This window comes from Streptomyces sp. NPDC048521 (genome assembly GCF_043199855.1).
In the GTDB taxonomy this organism is placed as follows: domain Bacteria; phylum Actinomycetota; class Actinomycetes; order Streptomycetales; family Streptomycetaceae; genus Streptomyces.
Window position 1 is genome coordinate 223,292 of record NZ_JBICWR010000014.1, and the last position, 18,256, is coordinate 241,547.

The window sequence follows — 18,256 nt, forward strand, 5'->3', positions numbered from 1 at the left end:
AAAGAAAGCGTAAGGGCGGTGGAGGATCAACCTCCACCGCCCTGATGAGCCCCAAGGGGCGCGGGCTACGCGTCGCCGCCCGCGGCCCCCGGGTCCGCCGCCGAGACGTCCAGCAGCTGGTACCGGTCGATGGCCTGCTTCAGCACGGACCGGTCGACCTTGCCCTCGCGCGCCAGCTCGGTCAGCACCGCGACCACGATCGACTGGGCGTCGATGTGGAAGAAGCGGCGCGCCGCGCCCCGGGTGTCGGCGAAGCCGAAGCCGTCGGCGCCGAGGGACTGGTAGGTGCCGGGCACCCACCGCGCGATCTGGTCCGGGACCGATCGCATCCAGTCGGACACGGCCACGAACGGACCCTCGGACCCGCTGAGCTTCCGCGTCACGTAGGGCACCCGCTGCTCCTCCTCCGGATGCAGCAGGTTGTGCTCCTCGCACTCCACGGCCTCGCGGCGCAGCTCGTTCCAGGAGGTCGCGGACCACACGTCCGCCTTGACGTTCCACTCCTCGGCGAGGGCCTTCTGCGCCTCCAGCGCCCACGGAACCGCGACCCCGGACGCCATGATCTGCGCCGGGATCGATCCGCCGGTGCCCGCGCTGATCCTGTGGACGCCCCGGACGATGCCCTCGACGTCCACGTCCGCCGGCTCGGCCGGGTGCTGGATGGGCTCGTTGTAGACGGTCAGGTAGAAGAAGACGTCCTCGCCGTGCGGGTGCTCGGGCGAGCTGCCGTACATACGGCGCAGACCGTCCTGCACGATGTGCGCGATCTCGTAGGCGTACGCCGGGTCGTACGCCACGCACGCCGGGTTGGTCGAGGCGAGCAGCTGCGAGTGGCCGTCCGCGTGCTGCAGACCTTCACCCGTCAGGGTCGTACGACCGGCGGTCGCGCCCAGGACGAAACCGCGCGCCAGCTGGTCGGCCATCTGCCAGAACTGGTCTCCGGTGCGCTGGAAACCGAACATCGAGTAGAAGACGTACACCGGGATCAGCGGCTCGCCGTGCGTGGCGTACGCCGAGCCGGCCGCGATCAGCGAGGCCGTGCAACCCGCCTCGGAGATGCCGTCGTGCAGCATCTGGCCGGTCGGCGACTCCTTGTAGGCCAGGAGCAGATCGCGGTCCACCGCCTCGTACTGCTGGCCGAGCGGGTTGTAGATCTTCGCGCTCGGGAAGAAGGAGTCCATGCCGAACGTGCGGTACTCGTCGGGTGCGATCAGCACGAACCGCTTGCCGATCTCCTTGTCCCGCATGAGGTCCTTGAGAAGGCGCACGAACGCCATCGTCGTGGCGATGGACTGCTGGCCCGTTCCCTTCTTCACGGTCGCGTACGCCTTGTCGTCCGGCAGGGCGAGCGGCTCGGAGCGCACGACGCGGGTCGGGACGTAACCGCCGAGCCCCTTGCGCCGGTCGTGCATGTACTGGATCTCCTCCGAGTCCCGGCCCGGGTGGTAGTACGGCGGCAGGCCGGACTCCAGCTCCTTGTCGGAGATCGGCAGGTGCAGGCGGTCCCGGAAGCGCTTGAGGTCGTCGACCGTCAGCTTCTTCATCTGGTGCGTGGCGTTGCGGCCCTCGAAGTTCGGGCCCAGCGTCCAGCCCTTGACCGTCTTGGCCAGGATGACCGTCGGCTGGCCCTTGTGCTCCTTGGCCGCCTTGTACGCCGCGTAGATCTTGCGGTGGTCGTGTCCGCCACGGCCCAGCATCAGGATCTGGTGGTCGCTCATGTTCTCGACCATCGCGCGCAGCCGGTGGTCCTCGCCGAAGAAGTGCTCGCGGATGTAGGCGCCGGACTCGGTGGCGTAGGTCTGGAACTGCCCGTCCGGGGTCGTGTTCATCTTGTTGACGAGGACGCCGTCGCGGTCCTGGGCGAGCAGCGGGTCCCACGAGCGGTCCCAGATCAGCTTGATCACGTTCCAGCCGGCGCCCCGGAAGACCGACTCCAGCTCCTGGATGATCTTGCCGTTGCCTCGCACCGGTCCGTCGAGCCGCTGCAGGTTGCAGTTGACCACGAAGGTCAGGTTGTCCAGGCCCTCCCGGGCGGCCAGGGTGAGCTGGCCGAGTGATTCGGGCTCGTCCATCTCGCCGTCGCCGAGGAACGCCCACACGTGGGACTTGGAGGTGTCCGCGATGCCGCGCGCCTCCATGTAGCGGTTCATCCGCGCCTGGTAGATCGCGCCGAGCGGGCCGAGGCCCATGGAGACCGTCGGGAACTCCCAGAAGTCCGGCATCGAGCGCGGGTGCGGGTAGCTGGACAGGCCCTCGGGGTACTTCGACTTCTCCTGGCGGAAGCCGTCGAGCTGGTTCTCGGTGAGCCGGTCGAGCAGGTACGCGCGCGCGTAGATGCCGGGGGAGGCGTGGCCCTGGAAGAAGACCTGGTCGCCGCCGTCGCCCTCGTCCTTGCCGCGGAAGAAGTGGTTGAAGCCGACGTCGTACAGCGAGGCGGAGGAGGCGAACGTGGCGATGTGGCCGCCGACGCCGATGCCGGGGCGCTGGGCGCGCGAGACCATCACGGCCGCGTTCCAGCGGGTCGCGTTCAGGATCCGGCGCTCGACGTCCTCGTTGCCCGGGAAGAACGGCTCGCTCTTGGTGGGGATCGTGTTGACGTAGTCCGTGCTGCGCATCTCGGGCACGGCCACGCGCCTCTCGCGGGCCCGCTCGATCAGGCGGAGCATGAGATAGCGGGCCCGCTCCCGGCCGCGCTCGTCGACGGCGGCGTCGAGGGAGTCGAGCCACTCCTGGGTCTCTTCGGGATCGAAGTCAGGAACCTGACTCGGAAGGCCGCCAATGATGATCGGGTTGCGATCGGATCCGGAAGCCACGCTGTTCCTTACCTGTCGGAGGGCCGCTTCTTCTGGAGCTTCGTACTCGTGCCTGCACCGTTCCCCATCGTGTACCTCGGGAAGACGTACGTCATCTCTACCCCGGGGTAACCGGGGCGCAGGTCTGGTCAAAACGCAACGATACGCCCGGCGTGTGACGCGCTTGGCAAAGTTGTTCGAGATGCGCGACAGTGGATGATTCCGAACCTCGCAAACCGGGCACATCGGTGTGATGTGAGTCCCGCGGAATCGGGATACGGTGCCAGGAGTTGCGGCGACACGGCCGGGATCGTCACCGTTTCGGCGGTCCCGAGGGCCGGGTACTTGCGCGATCCGTCCCGCACGTGTGGACTACGGCCAATGCTTCGCGCACGCGCGTGGCTGAGATATTCATCAAGACATGATCAGGAGGCACCCCGTGAGCGCGACCGCGGACCACGCGGAGGAGCGGACGAACCCTGCCGCCAGGCTGGGGTTCCAGCCCGGGCAGGTGGTCCAGGAGATCGGCTACGACGACGACGTCGATCAGGAGCTCCGCGAGGCCATCGAGGAAGCTGTCCAAGGCGACCTCATGGACGAGGACTACGACGACGTGGCCGACGCCGTTGTGCTGTGGTTCCGTGACGACGACGGCGACCTGACGGATGCGCTGGTGGATGCCACCACGTACATCGAGGAGGGCGGCGCGATCCTGCTCCTGACGCCGAAGACCGGCCGTTCGGGGTACGTGGAGCCCAGCGACATCCAGGACGCCGCCACGACGGCCGGCCTCACGGCGTCGAAGAGCGTCAGTGTGGGCAAGGACTGGAGCGGCTCGCGTCTGGCGACGCCCAAGGCCGCGAAGTCCGGCAAGAGGTAAGCCGTCTCGTCCCTCAGCACCGGACGGGCCGAGATCGCTCGGCCCGTCCGGAAGGCTGCGGTGACCGCTGCGTAGGGTGGAGCCGAGCGCTTTGCTGTGCTCTGACCCGAACAGCCCACCGAAGGGATGCACGACGATGGCGATCCAGGTCGGCGAGAAGGCTCCCGACTTCGAGCTCAAGGACAACCACGGCCGCACCGTGAAGCTCTCCGACTTCCGCGGCGAGAAGAACGTGGTGCTCCTCTTCTACCCCTTCGCCTTCACCGGCGTGTGCACCGGCGAGCTGTGCGAGCTGCGGGACAACCTGCCGAAATTCGCGGACCGCGACACCCAGCTGCTCGCCGTCTCCAACGACTCCATCCACACCCTGCGCGTCTTCGCCGAGCAGGAGGGCCTGGAGTACCCGCTGCTGAGCGACTTCTGGCCGCACGGCGAGGTCTCGCGCGCGTACGGCGTCTTCGACGAGGACAAGGGCTGCGCCGTCCGCGGCACCTTCATCATCGACAAGGAGGGCGTCGTGCGGTGGACCGTGGTCAACGGCCTTCCGGACGCCCGTGACCTGAACGAGTATGTGAAGGCGCTCGACACCCTCTGAGCCGACCGTGGTCGACACCTGTTTCTCCCGCTCCAGGGTCTGCGGGACGCGGGAACCCGTCACTAGGATCGGCACGTTGATCCCATATCCGAAGCACGACGGGGCTCCCCGCCCCTGGACACCACATGGAGGACCCGTGGGAGTCAGCCTCAGCAAGGGCGGCAACGTATCGCTGACGAAGGAGGCCCCGGGCCTGACCGCCGTCATCGTCGGTCTGGGCTGGGACGTGCGCACCACCACCGGCACGGACTTCGACCTCGACGCCAGCGCGCTGCTGCTGAACAACTCCGGCAAGGTCGGGAGCGACCAGCACTTCATCTTCTTCAACAACCTCAAGAGCCCCGACGGCTCGGTCGAGCACACCGGTGACAACATCACCGGTGAGGGCGAGGGCGACGACGAGCAGATCAAGGTCGACCTGGCAGGCGTCCCGGCCGACGTCGAGAAGATCGTCTTCCCGGTGTCGATCTACGACGCCGAGAACCGCCAGCAGTCCTTCGGCCAGGTCCGCAACGCGTTCATCCGCGTCGTGAACCAGGCCGGCGGACAGGAGATCGCCCGGTACGACCTGAGTGAGGACGCCTCCACCGAGACCGCCATGGTCTTCGGCGAGCTGTACCGGCACGGCGCGGAGTGGAAGTTCCGCGCCATCGGCCAGGGCTATGCCTCCGGCCTGCGCGGCATCGCGCAGGACTTCGGCGTCAACGTCTGATCCCGGCAGGGTTCCGACGCCCCTACCGTCCGGCGCCGCACCGTTTACGGGCGGCGCCGGACGCGCAGGACAACCAGGGAAGCACCACTAGGGGAGGACCAGCATCATGGGCGTCACGCTCGCCAAGGGAGGCAACGTCTCCCTCTCCAAGGCCGCACCGAACCTCACCAACGTCCTGATCGGCCTCGGCTGGGACGCCCGGTCCACCACCGGCGCTCCCTTCGACCTGGACGCCAGCGCGCTGCTGTGCGGCAGCGGCAACCGGGTGATGGGCGACGAGTGGTTCGTGTTCTACAACCAGCTCAAGAGCCCCGACGGTTCCGTGGAGCACACCGGTGACAACCTCACCGGTGAGGGCGAGGGCGACGACGAGTCCATCCTGGTGGACCTCGCCAAGGTGCCGCCGCAGTGCGAGAAGATCATCTTCCCGGTCTCGATCCACATGGCGGACGAGCGAGGCCAGACTTTCGGCCAGGTCTCCAACGCCTTCATCCGCGTGGTCAACCAGGCCGACGGCCAGGAGCTGGCCCGCTACGACCTCAGCGAGGACGCCTCCACCGAGACCGCCATGATCTTCGGCGAGCTGTACCGCTACCAGGGCGAGTGGAAGTTCCGTGCCGTCGGGCAGGGGTACGCGTCGGGTCTGCGGGGCATCGCCCTCGACTTCGGGGTGAGCGTCTCGTAGCCGAGCCCCCCGCATGGGCCTGTGCCGTGGCTTTTCCATGAGGGTTGCCCTGGCCGGTACCGCCGGTAGGGTGCCCCTCTAGACTCGTGGTCAACATTTAGCAAAGCCGAGTACGGCGCGGGGGAGACCCTCCCTCAGACTTCGTCTGGGGGCACCCCCAACACACGATTGGGTAGCCAGTGCTTCTGAAAACCTTCGGCTGGTCGTTCGCGGTCACCGCGCTCGGTCTGGTCGCGGCGGCGTTCTACGGGGGGTGGACCGCCTTCGGCATCGTGGCGATCCTCGCCATCCTCGAGATCTCGCTGTCGTTCGACAACGCGGTGGTCAACGCCGGAATCCTGAAGAAGATGAGTGCCTTCTGGCAGAAGATCTTCCTCACGGTCGGCGTCCTCATCGCGGTCTTCGGCATGCGGCTGGTCTTCCCTGTCGTCATCGTCGCGATCAGCGCCAAGATGGGCCCCATCGAGGCCGTCGACCTCGCCCTGAACAACAAGGACCGCTACCAGGAGCTGGTCACCGACGCCCACCCGGCGATCGCCGCCTTCGGTGGCATGTTCCTGCTGATGATCTTCCTCGACTTCATCTTCGAGGACCGCGACATCAAGTGGCTCTCCTGGCTGGAGCGGCCCCTGGCCAAGCTCGGCAAGGTCGACATGCTGTCGGTCTGCATCTCCCTGATCGTCCTGCTGATCACCTCCTTCACCTTCGCCGCCCACGCCCACCAGCACGGCGGCGCCCACGCCGACAAGGCGCAGACGGTCCTGATCGCCGGCATCGCCGGCCTGATCACCTACATGATCGTCGGCGGCCTGTCCGGCTACTTCGAGGACAAGCTGGAGGAAGAGGAGGAGCGCGAGCACGAGGAGGAGGAAGAGGCCGCCCGCAGCGGCAAGCAGCGATCGGCGGTCGTCCTGGCCGGTCAGGCCGCGTTCTTCATGTTCCTCTATCTGGAGGTCCTGGACGCGTCCTTCTCCTTCGACGGCGTGATCGGCGCCTTCGCCATCACCAACGACATCGTCCTGATGGCGCTGGGCCTCGGCATCGGCGCGATGTACGTCCGTTCGCTGACGGTCTACCTGGTCCGCCAGGGCACCCTGGACGACTACGTCTACCTGGAGCACGGCGCCCACTACGCCATCGGCGCCCTGGCCGTGATCCTCATGATCACGATCCAGTACGAGATCAACGAGGTCATCACCGGTCTCGTCGGCGTCGTCCTGATCGCCTGGTCCTTCTGGTCCTCCGTCCGCCGCAACCGCGCCCTCGCGGCAGCGGGTGAGGGCACCGACGAGAAGGCCGAGGTCTCCTCGGGAGTCTGACCCGGACCCTCCCGGATCCCCTACGGGGCAGATCCGGGGCGTGACGGGGTGTGGTACCCCTTCGGGTGAGGAACGCTTCGTTCGGGGCGGCCGACGTGGTCGGCCGCCCGACGGCGTGATGAACGAGTACCTGGGGGCGGGAATGGGTTTCTTCGACGGGCTGCTGGGCGGGCGCGCTGCCGACTTCGACTCGGGCAGCGCCTCGAGCAACGCCATCGAACTCACCAGGCGGCACCAGGCGGTGTCGCTCACCAAGCAGGACGCGGCCACCGGCCATCTGCGCGTCAACCTCACCTGGCGGATGCGGACCTCCGACTTCGACGGTGCCCAGCGCACGAGCCTGCTGCGCCATCCCTTCAAGGCCCTGAAGCCGCCGGAGGTGCTCGGACACGGGCAGAGCATGGTCAACGTCGACCTCGACCTGGGCTGCCTGTACGAGCTGGCCGACGGCACCAAGGGCGTCGTCCAGCCGCTCGGCGGCTACCTCGGCGACGTCAACGCACCGCCGTACATCAAGCTCAGCGGCGACGACCGGTTCGGCTCCGCGTCCGGCGAGACCATGTACGTCAACCTCGACCACCGGGACGCCCTCAAACGGCTGCTGGTCTTCGTCTACATCTACGACCAGACGCCGGCCTTCGACCGTACCCACGCGATCGTCACGCTCTACCCGAGCAACGGACCGCGCATCGAGATAGGCCTGGACGAACGCCATCCCCAGGCCCGCTCCTGCGCGGTCGTCATGATCGAGAACATCAAGGGCGAACTGATCGTCCGCCGCGAGGTCAAGTTCGTGTACGGCTTCCAGGGCGAACTGGACCGCCTGTACGGATGGGGCCTGCAGTGGGGCCGTGGCTACAAGGCCAAGGCGGACCGCTAGACGCCCCGAGGAAAGCGCGCCGAAGGGATGCGGGGAACCGCTCGATCGACCAGGAACGACCCGCGGCCGCCGTGCCGGCCCGAGCCCCGAGCCGGTGGGCGCGCCCTACCGCCCGATGAACTGCGGTCCCTGCGGCGGCAACCGGAAATTCGGGTCCAGTGCCACCGGCACCGGTATCGGCGCGGACGGGGGATACCCGTAGGCGGGCCCCGGCTGGGGGTACCCGTACCCCGCGTGAGGAGAGGTCGCCTGCGGATAGCCGTAGGCGGGTTGCTGCGGCACCGCCGACGTCGGCTGCTCCGGAGGCAGCGGCTGGGACGCCGTCTCGGGCGCGCGCCGCTCCTCCTCCACCTCCGACTCGTCCACCGAGATGCCGAAGTCGGTGGCGAGGCCCTTCAGCCCGTTCGAGTAGCCCTCGCCCAGCGCCCGGAACTTCCAGCCCTCCCCGCGCCGGTACAGCTCGCCGCAGATCAGCGCCGTCTCCGCGCCGGTCTCCGGCTTGATGTCGAACCGGGCCAGCGGCTCCCCGTCGGCCACCGCCGCGTCGTACAGCAGGATCGTCAGGGCCGGCACCCGGTCGAAGGAGACGCCGTCCGCCGAGGCGACCAGCAGGATGCGCCCGACGCCCGGCTCGACACCGGCGAGGTCTGTCTGGATCGTGTCGGTCAGACCTTCGGCGACGCGCTTCTTGCCGAGCCGCCACACCTTTCCGGCAGGGTGCCGGGGCTGGTTGTAGAAGACGAAGTCCTCGTCGGAGCGCACACGGCCGTCGGAGCCCAGCAGCAACGCCGAGGCGTCCACGTCCGGAACCCCCTGCCCGGGCGTCCAGCGCAGAACGGCGCGTACCGTGGTGGCTTCCAGCGGGACGTTCGACCCCTTCAGCATCGCGTGCGTCATGCGGTCATCCTGCCCTCTCGGTCCTGCTCACGACAATGCGGGGTGCCGGGGCCGACATGGGCGAGTTACCGGGAATTCATGCCCGCGGGGAACCCTCGACATGGATCTCCACGTACTATTACCGGCCACCCTTTACCGAATCCACAGGCTCGGCTCGCACCCCTGAGGGAGTCCTATGCGTCATTTCGGGCACATCGTCCCCGAGGTGCGGCAGCGCCTCTTCCACCAGGAGCCGTGCGCGTTCACCGCCGACTCCCCGGCCCGGCTGCTGTCCGCGGCCCTGGGTGCCACGCTGTACAGCCCGGCCACCCGGCCCCGGCTCGCCGACGACATCGTCAAGCAGGCCGCACACGGCGTGGTCTCGATGGTGCTGTGCCTGGAGGACTCGATCGACGACGCGGACGTCGTGGCGGGTGAGGAGAACCTCGTCCGGCAGTTCGCCGACCTCGACGCCCGGCCCGACGCGGAACCGCCCCTGCTGTTCATCCGGGTCCGCACCCCCGAGCAGATCCCCGACCTCGTACGACGCCTCGGCCCGACCGTGCGGCTGCTGTCCGGATTCGTGCTGCCCAAGTTCACCGAGGAACGCGGCATCCCCTTCCTCGAGGCCCTGACCACCGCCGAGACCGCGAGCGGCCGGCGGCTCTTCGCCATGCCGGTCCTCGAATCCCCGGAGCTGCTGTACCGCGAGAGCCGCGTGGACACCCTGGAGGGCATCTCCCGCGCGGTCGGCAAGTACCGCGACCGGGTCCTCGCGCTCCGCCTCGGCGTCACCGACTTCTGCTCCTCCTACGGCCTGCGCCGCGCCCCCGACATGACCGCCTACGACGTCCAGGTCGTCGCCTCCGTGATCGCCGACGTCGTGAACATGCTCGGCCGGGCCGACGGCACCGGGTTCACCGTCACCGGGCCCGTGTGGGAGTACTTCCGCGTCCCCGAACGCATGTTCAAGCCACAGCTGAGGCAGAGCCCCTTCCTTGAGGTGCAGGCCGTCGAGCTGCGCGAGAAGCTCATCGAGCACGCCATGGACGGACTGCTGAGGGAGATCTCCCTCGACCAGGCCAACGGCCTGCTCGGCAAGACCTGCATCCATCCCTCCCACGTCCTGCCCGTGCACGCGCTGTCCGTGGTCAGCCACGAGGAGTTCAGCGACGCCCAGGACATCCTGCGGCCGGAACGCGGCGGCGGGGGTGTACTCCGGTCGGCCTATACGAACAAGATGAACGAGGTGAAACCGCACCGCGCCTGGGCCGAGCGGACCCTGCTGCGCGCCGAGGCCTTCGGCGTCGCCAACGAGGACGTCGGCTTCGTGGAGCTGCTCGCCGCCGGAATACCCGGCTGACCCTTCCCAATCCAAGGAACGCATGAAGAACGCAGTGAACGACGGGGTCTGGTCCGGCAGCTGGGTCGCCGAGCGACTCGGGGTCGAACTCGTGGGCGACGACGGGCTGCCTGCCCTGCTCGGGCTCGCGCTGCGGCGCAACCCCAAGCGGGCCCACCTGCTGGTCTCGAACGTGCTCGGCAAGCACGTCCCCCAGTCACCCTCCGTGGTCTACGGCCACGGCTTCCGCCTGGGCCGCCGGGTCGCCGCGCTGCTCGGCGAGGCGGAGACGGCCACTGCCGTCGTCCTCGGCTATGCGGAGACCGCGACAGGGCTCGGCCACGCCGTCGCCGACGGCCTCGGCACGGCACCGTATCTGCACTCCACGCGCCGGCCGGTCCCCGGCGTCGCCCGTGCGGGCGGCTTCGAGGAGTCCCACTCCCACGCCACGTCGCATCTGCTGCTGCCGGAAGACCCCGGCCTGCTGGCCGGGGACGGGCCGCTGGTCCTGGTCGACGACGAGTTCTCCACCGGTAACACGGTGCTCAACACCATCCGTGACCTGCACGAACGGTATCCGCGCCGACGGTATGTGGTGGTCGCCCTGATCGACATGCGCTCGCCCGAGGACACGGAGCGCCTCCGGCGGTTCGCCGAGGACATCGGCGCGCGGGTGGACGTGGTCGCCACGGCGTCGGGCACGGTGCGGTTGCCGGAAGGCGTCCTGGAGAAGGGGCAGGAGCTGGTGGCGCGGTACGCGTCCGCCGACGGGGCGCCGTCGTCCGGCTGCGGGTGCGATGTGGCCGTTCGCGCGGTTCCCCACGCCCCTGAAGCGGCGCACCCTCACCACAGCGGGGACATCGCCCGCGTCGACCTCCACTGGCCCCCCGGCCTCCCCGACGGCGGCCGGCACGGGTTCACGCCCGCCCACCGGGCCCGCCTGGAAGCCGAGCTGCCCGGCCTGGCCGCCCGAACGGCCCAGGCCCTGCCCGCCGGCACCGGCCGCGTCCTCGTCCTCGGCTTCGAGGAGCTGATGTACGTCCCGCTGCGCCTGGCCCACGAGCTGGAGCGGGTCACGGACGCCGAGGTGCGCTTCTCCACCACCACCCGGTCACCCGTCCTCTCCCTCGACGACCCCGGCTACGCGATACGCACCCGCCTGGTCTTCCCCGCCCACGACGACCCGGCCGACGGCCCCGGAGAGCGCTACGCCTACAACGTCGCGGGCGCCGGCTTCGACACGGTGGTCGCCGTCGTGGACTCCCTCGCCGACACGCCCGCGCTGCACGCGCCCGACGGCCTGCTGGCCCGTCTCGCGGCGCACGTCCCGCACGTCCTGCTCGCGGTCGTCCCGTCCTACGTCCCCGCGCCCCCGCACGCTCCCGAAAGGCCGGCCATGCTGCCCGAGCCCCTCCGCGGCCCCGCATTCTCCTCGTACGCGCCCGAGGAGGTCGGCTGGCTGCTGCAGGACCTCTCCGACGTCACCCTGGAGGCGCCGACCGAGGAGCGCGAGGAGGCCATCCAGAGCGGCGGCGCCCACTACGCCGAGTCGCTGCCGGTGGAGTACCAGCCCAGCGAGCGGTACCAGGAGCTGTTCCACGCGGCCCTCGACACCTCGGCCGCGCGGATCGCCCGGGCGGCCGGCGTGGTCACCGAGACCGTGATCACCGAGCGGTCGCCGCGCCCGGTGCTGGTCTCCCTCGCCCGCGCCGGTACCCCGGTCGGCATCCTCATGCGCCGCTGGGCCCAGTTCCGGCACGGTCTCGACCTCCCGCACTACGCCGTCTCGATCGTCCGCGGCCGGGGCATCGACGCCAACGCGCTGCGCTGGCTCGCCGCCCACCACGATCCCCGGGACGTCGTCTTCGTCGACGGCTGGACCGGCAAGGGCGCCATCACCCGCGAACTCGCCCAGGCCATCGAGGAGTTCGAGGCTCAGGAGGGCGTCACCGGCTTCGACCCGGAGATCGCCGTCCTCGCCGACCCGGGCTCCTGCGTACGCACCTACGGCACCCGCGAGGACTTCCTCATCCCCTCCGCCTGCCTCAACTCGACCGTCTCCGGCCTGATCTCCCGTACGGTGCTGCGCGCCGACCTCGTCGGCCCGGACGACTTCCACGGCGCCAAGTTCTACCGCGAACTCGCCGGCGCCGACGTCTCCGTGGCCTTCCTCGACGCCGTCTCCGCCCGCTTCCCGGAGGTCGCCGACACCGTCGACTCGGCGTTCAAGGAGCTGATGGCCGAGGACCGCACCCCGACCTGGGCGGGCTGGCGGGCCGTCGAGCGGATCAGCGAGGAGTACGGCATCCACGACGTGAACCTCGTCAAGCCCGGCGTCGGCGAGACCACCCGGGTACTGCTGCGCCGGGTGCCGTGGAAGATCCTCGCCCGCGAAGGGGCCGGCGCCGACCTGGACCACGTGCGGCTGCTCGCCGAGCAGCGCGGGGTGCCGGTCGAGGAGGTCGGCGAACTGCCGTACACCTGCGTCGGGTTGATCCACCCCAAGTACACGCGGGGCGCCACGGGCGCCGACGGCAAGGCGGTGAACGTCTGATGCCGGTGCTGGTGGCGAGCGACCTCGACCGTACGCTGATCTACTCCTCGGCGGCCCTCGCGCTGACCATGCCCGACGCGCGGGCACCCCGGCTGCTGTGCGTGGAGGTGCACGAGGCCAAGCCGCTCTCCTACATGACGGAGACCGCGGCCCAGCTGCTCACCGACCTCGGCGACACGGCCGTCTTCGTGCCCACGACGACCCGGACGCGCAAGCAGTACCAGCGCATCAACCTGCCCGGCCCGCCCCCGAAGTACGCGATCTGCGCCAACGGCGGCCACCTGCTGGTCGACGGCGTCACCGACACCGACTGGCACGCGGCCGTGCAGGCGAGGCTCGCCGACGAGTGCGCGCCGCTGGACGAGGTCCGCGAGCATCTGCTCCGGTCCGCCGATCCGGTCTGGGTACGCAAGCACCGGGTGGCCGAGGACCTGTTCGCCTACCTCGTCGTCGAGCGCGAGCTGCTGCCCGAGGAATGGGTCAAGGAGCTGGCGGTGTGGGCGGAGAACCGGGGCTGGACGGTCTCCCTGCAGGGGCGCAAGATCTACGCCGTCCCGAAGCCGCTCACCAAGAGCGCCGCCGTGCGCGAGGTCGCCCGCCGTAGCGGTGCGGAGCTGACGCTGGCCGCCGGTGACTCCCTCCTCGACGCCGACCTGCTCCTCGCCGCCGACCGCGGCTGGCGCCCCGGCCACGGCGAACTGGCCGACACCGACTGGACCGCCCCGCAGATCAGCGCGCTGCCGGAGCGGGGGGTACTGGCCGGGGAACGGATCGTCCGCGAGTTCTTGAGAGCGACGCGGGGGGCGCCGGAGACGGGTCGACGGGGGTAGGCCGACGCGTGTCGGCCGACGCCTGTTGGTCAGCGGGCGTACGCAACACCCGTCGGCCAACGCCCGTCGGCCGCTGTCCGAAGGTCAGCCGCAGCAGCCGCCGCCGCAGCAGCCGCCTCCCCCTCCGCTCGTCTGCGGGGCGGGGGCGGCGCTCGACTTGCCGCCCACGGCCACCGTCGACAGCAGCTTCACCGTGTCGTCGTGGCCCGCCGGGCAGTCGGCGGGGGCGGAGGACTCCGCCATGGGACGGCTCAGTTCGAACGTGTCGCCGCAGGTCCGGCAGCGGTACTCGTAGCGAGGCATGGGCACAGACTAACCGGCCGCGGCTCCTGTCCCCAGGGCCCACGGCCGGTTGCGCCGTCACTCCAGGTCCGGCCGGTGCGCGTCCCGCGAGCCGCGCAGTGCCCGGTCGGCCGGCGGCGTGCCCGCTTCGTGCTCACTCTGCTGGTGCTCCACGGCGTCCGGGTGACGAGCCCGCCAGTACGGGTTGTCGTGCGGCAGGGACGAGCCGACCCGGCCGTACATGCCGAAGGTCATCAGCAGCAGACCCACGATGAAGCTGAAGAACACGTTCTGGATCTTGAACGCCAGGAAGTTGCTGTCGGTGTCCAGCAGGCCGAGGAACAGGAAGCCGTTCAGCAGGAACAGCACGCCGAGGACCATGTTCAGGGTCGACGCGAAGTTTCCGCCGATCACCATGCCGACCAGTAGCAGCAGCCCGATGCAGATCGACAGCACACTGAGCGAGCCGTTGGTGTTCAGCCCGACGACCGTGTCACCGCCGGTGTTGAAGTAGCCGATCTGATCGATCAGGCCCAGGATGCCGAAGGCGAGCAGGAACGCGCCGATCAGGCCGGCGCCGATCCGATAGACCTTGTTCAGCCGGTGGTCGGCGGGCAGATGGTCGTCCAGCCGCATCCGCGACCGTTCCTCGGCGTCCCTCGTGTGCGCTGCGTGTGTGGCCATATCCGCCTCCCTGGGGCGCTAGCGGAGGCCATGCGTCCATCTCAATATCCGCCTGTCCGGCCCCACCCGGCAACACGCACGGCTCGCACCCGGCGACCGGCACCCCGTGCTCCCCACTGCGGTAGGGCCTTAATGCCCGGCGCCGCGCTCCTCGCGGATCTGCGCCACCACCTGCGTGACCGTCTGCCGTACCGCGTCCGTCTCGGCCAGGAAGTGCCAGTAGTCGGGGTGCCGGCCCTCCAGCGTGCCGATCGCCCGCTCCAGCCGGGCCACCGCGTCGTCCAGCGGCCGGGCGTGCCGCGGATCCGGGGTCGTACGCCCCGTCATGGCCAGCCGCTGGGCGTCCCGGATCGCGAACCGGGTGCGCTCGATCTCCGCGTGCGGATCCTTCTGCACCGCGTTCAGCCGCCGCAGCCGCTCCCCGGCGGCCGAGACGGCCTCGTCCGTGGTGTTCAGCAGGGCCCGTGCGGTCGACAGCAGCGCGGTCGCGTCCGGCCAGCGCTGGGCGTCCCGCGCCACCTGGGCCTCGCGCAGCTTCCGCTCGGCCTGCCGTACGTTCTCCGCGGCCTGGTCAGGCACGTGCTGCAGATCCTGCCAGCAGGCGGCCACGAACCGGCGGCGCAGCTCGCTCAGCACCGGCTCCACCTGCCCGGCGCGGGTGGTCAGCGCCTGCGCCCTGGTCCGCAGGGACACCAACCGGTGGTCGATCTCGGCCGCCTTCTGCGGCAACCGGTCGGCCTCGGCCCGGATCGCCCCGGCCTCCCGCTGCACCCTCTCGGCCCGCTCCAGCGTCGGTGCGACCCCGTGCTGCCCGGCACCCTGGTTCAGCTTGGTCAGCTCCGGGGAGAGGGCGGCCAGCCGGGCCGCGAGATCGTCGGCCCTGAGGCCCTGCTCCCGCACGGCGTCCAGGGCGTTGCTCGCGGCCAGCAGCGACTGCCGGGCCCGCTCCACGGCGGGCGCCAGCCGGGCGAGCTGGGTCTCGGCCGTGCCGAGCAGCGGCCCGAGCGAGCTGCCGAACCGGTCCAGCTCCTGCTTGACCCGGACCAACTCGTCCTTGGCGGCGGTCAGCTCCGAACGCGCCCGGGCGGCCGTCGCGGCCTCCAGATCGTCCCGGTCGAGATCATGGGCGTCGACGGCCTGGATGTACTGCTGACTGACCTCGTCGATGCGCCGGCCGAGCGCCTCGAAGTCGGAGACGGCGCGCCGGGCGGCGGGGGAGTCGTCCACGGCCGTGATGGTCTCGATGGAGATCCGCATGTCCCGCTGGGCGGTGTCCAGTTCGTAGAACGCGGCCGCCGCGGCGTCCTTCGCGGTCTGCGCCTCCGCCCGCTGGCTCTCCGCCCGTCCTCCGAACCAGCGCCGGGTACCTCCGCCGGCGAACGCGGCCGACAGTCCGAGCGCGGCCAGCGCGGGCAGCGTCATCAGGGTCAGGGCGTCCCGCAGGGCCGTGGACCCGGAGCGGGCCCGTGCGGCGGACGGCGGCGAGTACGGCCGCGTCGATGGCGTGCCCGGTGTCGCCGTCACATCCCTCTCCCGTGCTGTGCTTCGCCCTGGGTGGAGCCATTCTCCCACTTGAAGACGAACACACGGGCCGGTCAGTTCGCGGTACGCACCGTGACTTTGCCGTCCGCGGACCGGGCGGACACCTTGTGCGGGCTCCGTCGTCCCGCGGTACGCCGACCGGGCATCGGCTCGCTGTCCGGCCCGCATCGGCTCGTTGTCCTACCGGGAGCGGGCGGGTGGCGGGCGCCCGCACCTGATGGCCGGCCCCGCGCGGGGCCGGTGGGTGTGGTCGTCGGCGGTTTGCGGTGCACCGGCCACGGCAAGGTAGTCTGTCGATTCGACCTGGGTTCGCGGCCCGGGTGTTCAGGGTGCGTAGCTCAGGGGTAGAGCGCCTGCCTTACAAGCAGGATGTCGGCGGTTCGAAACCGTCCGCGCCCACCGGTCGGCCCCTCGGAGACGTCTCCGGGGGGCCGTTCTCGTGCCCCTGCTCCGGCGCTACTCTTCCGCCGCCCCCTCGTGGGCGTGCTTGAGTCGCGAGCGGGCCTCCATGCGGTCCGCCGCCGCGATCTCGGCCCAGAAGCGGTGCGTGGTGACGAACACCGCGAGTTCGTGCTCGCGGCGCCGCAGTTTCTCCACCTCGGCCTGCTCGTCCGCCGTCCAGCCGGGGGACGCGGGCCGCTCCACCTTGCGCCAGCCGGTGTCGTCGCTGAAACCGTCCATCGGCTCGACCGACCAGGGCAGCCGCTTGAGCAGGGCCGACAACTCGGCCCGGACCTGATGCAGCTCCTCCTGACCGGCGAGGAGGTCACTGGGGAATTCATAGGTCGTAGCCACGCGGCAATGCTACGCCTGTTCGATTTTGAGTGGCGAGTTCGTTCGTGAGGTCCGGGGGACGTTCAGCCGAACGAGTGGTGCGCCGCGCTGTTCGCCGCGAAGCCGCCCGGAGACGACCGCCCTGACCCCCGGGCTCTTGCCCGCGATCACTGATCGGCGAGGTCAGGGCGGTGGTGGTGTCGGCGAGTGGTCAGTGCCCGGCGTCCCGCAGCTCTCGTACGAGCCGTGCCGTCACCGGTACGGGCACGCGGTGCCGCTCGGCCGCGCGGAGCAACGCTCCGCCGATGGCGTCGAGTTCGAGCGGCCGGCCCGCTTCCGCGTCACGCTGCATGGAGGACTTGGCGCCGGGCGGGAAGGCGTCGTAGCGGGTCAGGGCCTGGGCGGGGTCGGCCGGGGCGCCGCAGGCGCGGCTGACGGCGGTGGTCTCGGCGACCAGCGCCCGCAGTTCGTCCCTGTGGTGGGTGCGGGTCTCGTCGAGCGGCAGGCCGTACCGGGTGGTGAGCAGGGCGAACGGGGCGAGGAACGCCATCTTGGCCCACAGGGCGGCCGTCTCGTCGCCGACCACGCGGGCCGTCGTGCCGGCGGTGGTGAGGACGGCGGCGAGCGCGTCGAGCCGGGCGTGGGGGACGCCGTCCCCGGCGAGGTCGATCTCCGTGAACGGGCTGCCGTGTTCGATCACGCCCGGTGCGAGGCGGGTGGACTCCACGCGGATCACGGCCGGGGCGACCCGGTCGGGGCGGTAGCGGGCGCGGAGGGTGGCGGGGTGCTCGACGCCGTTCAGGAGCGGTACGAGGAGGGCGTCGCCCAGGGCGGCGGGCGGGATCCGGGTGAGCGCGGCGCCGAGGGCGGTGTGCTTGACGGTGATCAGGCAGGTGTCCACCGGTTCGCGTAGTTCGGTGTCCGCCTCGACGGGGGCGGTGAAGTCGCCGAACTGCGCGCTGCGGACCGTGATCCCGGTACGGCGCAGGGTGTCCGCCGTGCCCTCCTGGGCCAGGCAGACGACGCGGTGGCCGGAGCGGGACAGGAGGGCGGCGAGGAGGCCGCCCGTGCCGCCGGGGCCGAGGACGGCCACGGTGTGCCGGTTCGCCATGAGGCTGTTCCTTTCGATGGTCGGCCCCGGGACTCGGTGGCCGCCTTCGACGGGATCATCGCAGGGACGGGTGGAGTGCGTGAGACTGGGGGCATGTGCCGGAGTATCAAGACGCTGCGACCGCCCGTGCTGCCCGATGAGGCCACGGACGAGGACATCCACGCCGCCGCGCTGCAGTACGTACGGAAGGTCTCGGGCTTCCGGGCCCCCGCCGCCCACAACCGCGAGGTGTTCGACCGCGCGGTGGACGCCGTGGCCCGGGCCACGGCGGAACTGCTCGGGGGGCTGGAGGTACGGGGCCACTCGGCACGGAGCGCCGGGTAACGGCCATACGCGCGGGGGACCGGGTGAGGACCACGGGCGCGGGGACCGGGTGAGGACCACGCGCGCGGCACCGG

At 70.4% G+C, this 18,256-nt stretch carries 17 protein-coding genes and 1 tRNA gene; 11 read left to right on the forward strand and 7 right to left on the reverse strand.

All coding sequences use genetic code 11. The features are described 5' to 3' along the window. Nucleotides 1-65 precede the first annotated feature (65 nt). Nucleotides 66-2,813: a pyruvate dehydrogenase (acetyl-transferring), homodimeric type gene (gene aceE, locus ACGFRF_RS29465; protein ID WP_393745023.1), complete on the reverse strand. Its 2,748-nt coding sequence runs from the start codon at nucleotides 2,811-2,813 to the stop codon at nucleotides 66-68. A 418-nt stretch (nucleotides 2,814-3,231) separates the two neighbouring features. Between aceE and ACGFRF_RS29470 the strand changes: the two genes are divergently transcribed. The 6 genes from ACGFRF_RS29470 to ACGFRF_RS29495 all read left to right on the forward strand — a co-directional run bounded on the left by ACGFRF_RS29470 (nucleotide 3,232) and on the right by ACGFRF_RS29495 (nucleotide 7,863). Further along, a complete protein-coding gene (locus ACGFRF_RS29470; RefSeq protein WP_356937851.1) occupies nucleotides 3,232-3,672 on the forward strand; it encodes a DUF3052 domain-containing protein in 441 nt (146 codons plus the stop codon). 136 nt (nucleotides 3,673-3,808) lie between these two features. Next, complete coding sequence (locus ACGFRF_RS29475) at nucleotides 3,809-4,267, forward strand: peroxiredoxin (protein ID WP_393745025.1); 459 nt, start codon at nucleotides 3,809-3,811, stop codon at nucleotides 4,265-4,267. A 136-nt stretch (nucleotides 4,268-4,403) separates the two neighbouring features. Further along, the gene (locus ACGFRF_RS29480) at nucleotides 4,404-4,979 is read left to right on the forward strand and encodes a calcium homeostasis/redox stress adaptation protein (protein ID WP_393745027.1); all 576 of its coding nucleotides are present in this window, start codon (nucleotides 4,404-4,406) and stop codon (nucleotides 4,977-4,979) included. A gap of 106 nt (nucleotides 4,980-5,085) precedes the next feature. After that, complete coding sequence (locus ACGFRF_RS29485; RefSeq protein ID WP_393745029.1) at nucleotides 5,086-5,664, forward strand: TerD family protein; 579 nt, start codon at nucleotides 5,086-5,088, stop codon at nucleotides 5,662-5,664. Nucleotides 5,665-5,843: 179 nt separating this feature from the next. Continuing rightward, nucleotides 5,844-6,983 carry a DUF475 domain-containing protein gene (locus tag ACGFRF_RS29490; protein ID WP_393745031.1) on the forward strand — a complete coding sequence of 380 codons (1,140 nt, stop codon included), beginning with the start codon at nucleotides 5,844-5,846 and terminating at the stop codon, nucleotides 6,981-6,983. 142 nt (nucleotides 6,984-7,125) lie between these two features. After that, complete coding sequence (locus ACGFRF_RS29495) at nucleotides 7,126-7,863, forward strand: Tellurium resistance (RefSeq protein WP_393745134.1); 738 nt, start codon at nucleotides 7,126-7,128, stop codon at nucleotides 7,861-7,863. Nucleotides 7,864-7,968: 105 nt separating this feature from the next. On the opposite strand, the gene ACGFRF_RS29500 is transcribed toward ACGFRF_RS29495, so the two are convergent. Next, nucleotides 7,969-8,760, reverse strand: coding sequence for a TerD family protein (locus ACGFRF_RS29500; protein WP_393745033.1), 792 nt, complete (start codon nucleotides 8,758-8,760; stop codon nucleotides 7,969-7,971). 175 nt (nucleotides 8,761-8,935) lie between these two features. On the opposite strand from ACGFRF_RS29500, the gene ACGFRF_RS29505 reads away from it, so the two are divergent. The 3 genes from ACGFRF_RS29505 to ACGFRF_RS29515 are packed head-to-tail and all read left to right on the forward strand — an operon-like array spanning nucleotide 8,936 to nucleotide 13,465. Then, a complete protein-coding gene (locus ACGFRF_RS29505; RefSeq protein WP_393745035.1) occupies nucleotides 8,936-10,102 on the forward strand; it encodes an HpcH/HpaI aldolase/citrate lyase family protein in 1,167 nt (388 codons plus the stop codon). 22 nt (nucleotides 10,103-10,124) lie between these two features. Further along, complete coding sequence (locus ACGFRF_RS29510) at nucleotides 10,125-12,635, forward strand: phosphoribosyltransferase (RefSeq protein WP_393745037.1); 2,511 nt, start codon at nucleotides 10,125-10,127, stop codon at nucleotides 12,633-12,635. Then, nucleotides 12,635-13,465, forward strand: a complete 831-nt coding sequence (locus ACGFRF_RS29515; RefSeq protein WP_393745039.1) for an HAD family hydrolase — start codon at nucleotides 12,635-12,637, stop codon at nucleotides 13,463-13,465. Before ACGFRF_RS29510 ends, ACGFRF_RS29515 begins: the two co-directional genes overlap by 1 nt. A gap of 84 nt (nucleotides 13,466-13,549) precedes the next feature. On the opposite strand, the gene ACGFRF_RS29520 is transcribed toward ACGFRF_RS29515, so the two are convergent. From ACGFRF_RS29520 to ACGFRF_RS29530, 3 genes are all read right to left on the reverse strand, one after another. Continuing rightward, nucleotides 13,550-13,768 carry a zinc ribbon domain-containing protein gene (locus ACGFRF_RS29520; RefSeq protein ID WP_393745041.1) on the reverse strand — a complete coding sequence of 73 codons (219 nt, stop codon included), beginning with the start codon at nucleotides 13,766-13,768 and terminating at the stop codon, nucleotides 13,550-13,552. 57 nt (nucleotides 13,769-13,825) lie between these two features. Next, the gene (locus ACGFRF_RS29525; RefSeq protein ID WP_393745043.1) at nucleotides 13,826-14,431 is read right to left on the reverse strand and encodes a DUF4383 domain-containing protein; all 606 of its coding nucleotides are present in this window, start codon (nucleotides 14,429-14,431) and stop codon (nucleotides 13,826-13,828) included. Between the two features lie 129 nt (nucleotides 14,432-14,560). Further along, entirely contained in the window at nucleotides 14,561-15,955 is a 1,395-nt protein-coding gene (locus tag ACGFRF_RS29530; protein WP_393745045.1) for a hypothetical protein, read from the reverse strand. A gap of 345 nt (nucleotides 15,956-16,300) precedes the next feature. Between ACGFRF_RS29530 and ACGFRF_RS29535 the strand changes: the two genes are divergently transcribed. Then, nucleotides 16,301-16,372, forward strand: a tRNA-Val gene (locus ACGFRF_RS29535). 57 nt (nucleotides 16,373-16,429) lie between these two features. On the opposite strand, the gene ACGFRF_RS29540 is transcribed toward ACGFRF_RS29535, so the two are convergent. Continuing rightward, entirely contained in the window at nucleotides 16,430-16,768 is a 339-nt protein-coding gene (locus tag ACGFRF_RS29540) for a hypothetical protein (protein ID WP_393745047.1), read from the reverse strand. 190 nt (nucleotides 16,769-16,958) lie between these two features. Next, entirely contained in the window at nucleotides 16,959-17,858 is a 900-nt protein-coding gene (locus tag ACGFRF_RS29545; RefSeq protein ID WP_393745049.1) for a ketopantoate reductase family protein, read from the reverse strand. Between the two features lie 93 nt (nucleotides 17,859-17,951). On the opposite strand from ACGFRF_RS29545, the gene ACGFRF_RS29550 reads away from it, so the two are divergent. Beyond that, on the forward strand, nucleotides 17,952-18,182 hold the full coding sequence (locus tag ACGFRF_RS29550) for a DUF2277 domain-containing protein (protein WP_393745051.1): 231 nt from the start codon (nucleotides 17,952-17,954) through the stop codon (nucleotides 18,180-18,182). Nucleotides 18,183-18,256 lie beyond the last annotated feature (74 nt).